The 5803-nt window shown below is 66.1% G+C and carries 6 protein-coding genes; all 6 read right to left on the bottom strand.

The window, feature by feature from the left end; translation table 11 throughout:
- Positions 1-1956 (bottom strand): branched-chain amino acid ABC transporter ATP-binding protein/permease (locus Q0O95_RS13010; protein ID WP_293699462.1); only part of this gene is annotated, 1956 nt, incomplete at its 3' end.
- 1 nt (position 1957) lies between these two features.
- Complete coding sequence (locus Q0O95_RS13005) at positions 1958-2830, bottom strand: branched-chain amino acid ABC transporter permease (protein WP_293699459.1); 873 nt, start codon at positions 2828-2830, stop codon at positions 1958-1960.
- A gap of 24 nt (positions 2831-2854) precedes the next feature.
- Positions 2855-4054: an ABC transporter substrate-binding protein gene (locus Q0O95_RS13000; RefSeq protein ID WP_293699456.1), complete on the bottom strand. Its 1200-nt coding sequence runs from the start codon at positions 4052-4054 to the stop codon at positions 2855-2857.
- A gap of 148 nt (positions 4055-4202) precedes the next feature.
- Positions 4203-4388 carry a hypothetical protein gene (locus Q0O95_RS12995; RefSeq protein ID WP_293699453.1) on the bottom strand — a complete coding sequence of 62 codons (186 nt, stop codon included), beginning with the start codon at positions 4386-4388 and terminating at the stop codon, positions 4203-4205.
- The gene (locus Q0O95_RS12990) at positions 4385-4624 is read right to left on the bottom strand and encodes a hypothetical protein (protein ID WP_293699450.1); all 240 of its coding nucleotides are present in this window, start codon (positions 4622-4624) and stop codon (positions 4385-4387) included. Before Q0O95_RS12990 ends, Q0O95_RS12995 begins: the two co-directional genes overlap by 4 nt.
- Positions 4625-4766: 142 nt before the next feature.
- Positions 4767-5687 (bottom strand): LysR substrate-binding domain-containing protein, encoded by a 921-nt coding sequence (locus Q0O95_RS12985; RefSeq protein ID WP_293699448.1) that lies wholly within the window; start codon positions 5685-5687, stop codon positions 4767-4769.
- Positions 5688-5803 lie beyond the last annotated feature (116 nt).

Raw genomic sequence — 5803 nt, 5'->3', positions numbered from 1 at the left:
CTGCTCCGCTTCGTCCTCTTCCGTTCCCAGGTAGGCGGCGATCACCTTGGGGTTCGCCTGCACGTCCTCCGGCGTGCCGAGTGCGATGAGATCTCCGTCATCGAGCACCGCGACCTGATCGGCGAGCGCCATGACCTGGGCGACGTCGTGCTCGACCAGCAGCACCGTCAGCCCCGCATCCCGCAGTTTGCGCAACAGCTCAGCGAGCACCTCCCGCTCGGCACCGGAGAGCCCCGCCATGGGTTCGTCCAGCAGCAGGAGCGCCGGCTCGAGGGCGAGGGCTCGGCACACCTCCATCATGCGCTGGCGTCCGAAGGGCAGATCGACGGCCCTGGTCGTCGCGACATCACCGAGGTGCAGCGCATCGAGGATCTCGCGGGCGATGTCCCGGTGCCCGCGCTGCTCTGCACCCTGGAGGCCCAGCATCCCGCGGATGATGCCCGCGCGCCCGTTGCGGTAGCGGCCCATGTAGACATTGCCGAGCACGTCGGTCGACCCGAAGACCTGCAGGTTCTGGAAGGTACGAGTGAGACCTGCCGTCGCTGCGACGTTCGGCTTCCTGCCCTGGATCTCCCGGCCCAGGAAGGTGACGGTTCCCGAGGTCGGTGCTATCGCGCCGGAGATCATGTTGAAGCACGTCGTCTTTCCAGCGCCGTTGGGCCCTATGAGACCCGTGATCTTGCCCGCGGGAACGTCGAAGGATACGTCGCCCACTGCGACGACACCGCCGTAGCGCTTCGTCAGACCCTGCAGTTGCAGAATCGTGTCGCCAGTTGCAACCGGCGTCGACATCGCGGGCAGTCGTGTCGTCGCCTCGTCGACGGCGGCATCGATGCGCTCGGCCTCCTCCTCCGAGATCGCCGCGCTGAACGCGCGGGTCGGCGTCGGATCGTCGCCGAGACCCTTGGTCTTCCTATCGGGGCTCGAGCCGCCGAAGCGACGTCGCACGAATCCGGTGATCGCCTGCACGACTCCGACGAAGCCTCCGGGCAGCAGAACGATGACGAGGATCAGTACGAGGCCGTAACCGATCAGCTGCACCTCGCCCGTCGCGCCGGGGATGATCGAGGGAATGACGGCGCGCAGCCCGTCTTTCAGCAGTTCGACGATGAACGAACCCGCAACGGCGCCCCAGACGGAACCGAGGCCGCCGAGCACGACCATGAGCAGGAACTCCACCGAGTGGTGGAACTCCGCGATCTCGGGGGTGACGATGCGCACGTGATAGGCGTAGAAGACGCCGCCGAGCCCGGCGAACGCAGCGGACAGGACGAACACCTGCAGCCGCAGCCGGTAGGTGCCAACGCCGAGGCTTTCCGCCGCCAGTTCGGAATCGTTCACGGCCGACAGCGCTCGACCGGCACGCGACCTCGTCAGATTGAGCGCGAGGATCAGCGCAAGCACCACGAAGGGTGCGACGAAGTAGAAGAAGAGCCCGTTGTTCGAGATCTCGATGCCGAAGATCTCCGGGCGCTGGATGCCGGAGATGCCGAGCGTCCTGTTGGTGAAGTTCGACTCTCTCGCGACGATGAAGACGATGAAGCCGAGGCCGAGCGTAGCGAGCGCGAGGAAGTGGCCCCGCAGACGCAGCAGCGGCCATCCCACCAGCAGCGCGATCAGCATCGAGACGCCCACCGCGAGCACCGCAGCGACGGTCTCGGGAATCGGCGTCCTGGTGATCAGGATCGCGTGCGCGTAGGCGCTGATGGCGAAGAACGAGGCGTGCCCGAGGCTCACCTGCCCCGCGAGCCCCATGAGCAGCGAGAGGCCAATTGCCGGCAGCGCGTAGATGAGGGCGAAGACGCCGATGTTCATCATCGTCGAGTCGGCCACGAACGGGAAGAGGACGAGCACGACGATCAGGGCGCCGATGCCGGCCCACTGACCCCACTTGCTCTGGAGAATACCCGGTGTGCGCTTCTGAGCTGCCGGGAGCTGTGGCTTGGTTGCGGTCATGTCACACCCTCGCTGCACTCTGGCGCAGCACGAGGCCGGCCGGTCGGATGACGAGCACCAGGATCAGGACGAGGAAGGCGACGCCGTCCTTGAGCCCGCTCGCGACGTATCCCGCGACGTACTGTTCGAGGACGCCCAGCAGCAGCGCGCCGATGATGGCGGCGCGGAAGGATGTCAGCCCTCCCAGCACTGCCGCGACGAAGCCCTTGAGCCCGAGCAGCAGTCCGGCGCTCCAGGTCGCGAGGTACAGCGGCGCGGAGACCACTCCTGCGACCGCGCCGACGAGCCCCGCAATGCCGAAGGCGACCATCGAGGCGACCGCCGGTGAGATGCCGACGATGCGCGCGGCGACCGGTTGCTCCGCGACCGCGCGAAGCGCCTTCCCGTACTTCGTCTTCTCGTAGAAGAGAAGTGTTCCGCCACCGACGATCACGAGCGCGGCGAGCATCCAGACCTCCTGCGAGCGAATCGAGACGCCGCCGAGATTCAGATCGATACCGGGGAAGAACGGGAGCCTGCGCCCCTCGGCGCCCCACGCGAGCAGCATGCAGGCCTGCATGAGCGTGGAGACGCCGAGGGTCAGGATGATCGACACCAGCGTCGTCAGATTCTTGACGCGGGCGATGATGAGGCGCTCGATGATCACCGACGCGAGCGTCACGGTGATGATCGCGAGCACAATGGCCGGCAGCATCGGAACACCGGCAGCGATCATGGAGACCGCGCCCAGACCCGCCAGCATCGCGTAATCGCCCTGGGCGATGTTCACGACGTGACGGACCGTGTAGGTGGCGATGAGGCCGACGGCGAGCAGGGCGTACACAGATCCCTGTGAGAGCCCCGCCACCGTCAGCTGCAGGAAGTCGACGAGCATCGAACAGCCTCCGTGAAAGGTGAGTTACTGGCTGTCGGCCAGGTTCCAGCGGCCGTCCCTGGCCTCAGCGATGATCAACGCGCTCGTGTCGAGACCCGAGTGGTTCTCCGGCGACATCTCGAAGACGCCGGAGATGCCGACGAAGCCCGAGATGCTCTCGACCGCATCGCGCAGGTCGTGCGGGTCGGTGCCCGCCTCCTCGAGCGCGAGCACGGCGATCTGCCATGCATCGTAGGCGTGCCCGGCGAACGCGGAGGGCGATTCGCCGAACTGATCGGAGTAGTCCTCGATGAACTGGTTGATGACCTCGGCCTGCGGGTCGTCGTCGCTCAGCTGGTCAGCGACGAGCAGGCGACCCATGGGTGCTATGACACCCTCGGCGGCGTCGCCGGCGCTCTCGAAGAAGGCTTCGTTCGCGACACCGTGCGACTGGTAGACGGGTACGTCACCGACGATCTGCGAATAGGAGGCCTGCGCGAGCCCCGCCGATGGCGTAATGCCCCAGATGATGTTCGCGTCTGCGCCGGCGTTGCGGATGTTCGTCATCTGCGCCGTGAAGTCGGTCGCACTCGGCTCGAAGGCCTCGGTTGCGACGAGCTCGATGCCGCGCTCTTCGCCCAGCTCGGTGATCATGTCGGCGATGCCTTCTCCGAAGCCCGACGCATCGCGAGCGAGGGCGACGGTCTCATGGCCCTCTGACTGCACGTGGTCGAGAATCATCTCGATGACCACCTCGTCGTTCTGCGCCGTCTTGAAGACCCAATCGGAGCCTTCGACGATCGCGGCGTTCGCAGCGACGGAGATGTTGGGAATCTCAGCGGATTCGACGATGGGGCGCATCGCCAGGCTAGGGCCGGTGCGGGATGCGCCGATGATGATGTGCGCCCCCTCCTGCTCGATGAGCTCGGTCGTAGCGCGTGCGGCTCCGTCCTCGTTGGACTGGTTGTCCTTGATGACGAGCTCGACCTCGCGACCGTTGATTCCGCCCGCTTCGTTCAGCTGGGCCGCGAGCATGTTGAGGGTATTCTGCTCGGGTACGCCGAGGTTGGCGCCGACGCCCGTGATGTCGAGCACCGCGCCGATGATGATGGGGCCCTCTTCGGAGCCGCCGTTGTCGTCGGTGCCGTTGTCGTCACCGAAGTTGCCGCCGCCGCAGGCGGACAGGGTGATCGCGGCCGCAGCAGCGAGCGCGATGGGCATTATGCGTCGACGGGGTCGAACCATGGAACTCTCCTTCGAGTTCGTGCCAGTGCACGGGATCAATCTTCCATCTGACCGAACGATCGGTCAGATATTCAATTCTTGATCGTAGCAGTGGCTTTCTCGACCACAATCTCGCAAACGTGATGAGATCGTGACACTCGCGTGCGGTTCAGGCGGCCGCGGGCAGCGCGGATGAGCGCACGGTCCACGGATGTCCGCCGGATTCCCTTGCGCGCATCCTGTCGCCCTCTGTCACTTCGCCGATGACGGTGTCCGGCTGGGGGATCATGCGCGAGACCATCCCGGCGGAGCCCGTGACGGTCTGGTCGGAGTCCTTCAGGAGAACGGTGATCATGATGCGACCTCGCTTACGACGTTGTTCCTCTGCTGCGACGAAGCGCGGATCCGCGAGCGGCGCGTGAGTGCGCTCCCGGTGCCGCGGTCGTCGTCTTCCGCGAGCCCGAGCCGACGCACTACCGCGCGTACTGTGATGGCGGCGAGCAGGAGGACCAGCCATGCGCCGGCGAACAGCGCCGCGACGGCAACGCCGATGTTGATCAGTTCGAGCATCTGGTTGATGTTGTCGGCCACGATTTCCTCCCGCTGGGTTTGCGTCTACTACGACGCTACGAAGCGGGAGGGTCGCCTCACATCCGCCAAGCGTATGGTCGGCGTCATCCTGAAGGATGAACCTCGGTCGTGGTGAGAGGTACCTGCGAGTGAGCGGGCGGCGCTACTGTGCTGCTGTCAGCTCGTCGTTCTCCGTACCCGAGAACGTCTTCGCGGCGATCTCCAGCACAGTGCTGAGCGCAGGGTTCCGTTCCGGCGTGTGCCATGCCATGAGCAGGTCGACACTGGGTGCTTCGTCGGCGAGCGGCACGTAGCGCACGTGCTGCGATGCCATCGTGTTGGCGACGGACTGCAGCGTCAGCGAAATCCCGAGTTCGGCGGTGACCAGGGCGACGGCGGTCGCGGTGTCCGGCGCCTCCTGCACCACGGCGGGTTCGAACCCCGCAGCGCGTGCGAGTGAGAAGAGGCGCGCCACGAGAACCGACTCGACGCTCCCCGGCAGGGTCACCCAGTGTTCGTCGCGGAGGCGCTGCATCGTGACCGTGTCGAGTTTCGCGAGCGGATGCCGGGCCGGCACTGCGACGACGAGACGGTCGCGGAAGACCCTCGTCGTGCGAATGCCCGCCGGGATGCTGTCCCAGCGCACGAACGCGAGATCGGCCCTGCCCTCCGTGAGCGCCGAGATGGCTCCGGAGGCGAAGTGCTGCCCTGCCAGCACGAGGTCGATGTCGGGGGCCTCGCGCCGGACCGCTCTCGCGAGTTGCCCGACGCGGTGACTCGTGGAGACGCCTGGAAAGGCGAGCCGTACCGTGCCGCTGCGGCCCAACGCTGCGCTCTCGACGCGCTTGCCGGCAGCATCCGCCGTTTCGAGGATTGCACGAGCGGGTGCGACGAGCGCTTCCCCAGCGCTCGTGAGCGTCACACGCCTGGTTGACCGTTCGAAGAGCGGATGCCCGAGGCTGCGTTCCAGCTGCTGCACCGCTCGGCTGACGGGTGGCTGTGCCATGTGCAGCGTTTCGGCTGCGCGGCCGAAGTGCAATTCGTCGGCGACGGCGAGGAAGATTTCGAGTTGGCGCAGTTCCACACCGACATTATCGCTCCTCGAGTATCAATCTGGGGTTATTGGGTATTGGACGCGAAGCAATGCGCCGTGCCACGGTGAGGAGTGTGACAGCCGACGATCCTCTTCACTCGCACCGA

It is taken from the genome of uncultured Agrococcus sp., from assembly GCF_945915485.1.
GTDB lineage: Bacteria > Actinomycetota > Actinomycetes > Actinomycetales > Microbacteriaceae > Agrococcus.
The sequence above is the reverse complement of the archived record's forward strand: the minus strand, read 5'-3'. Positions and strand labels throughout refer to the sequence as shown.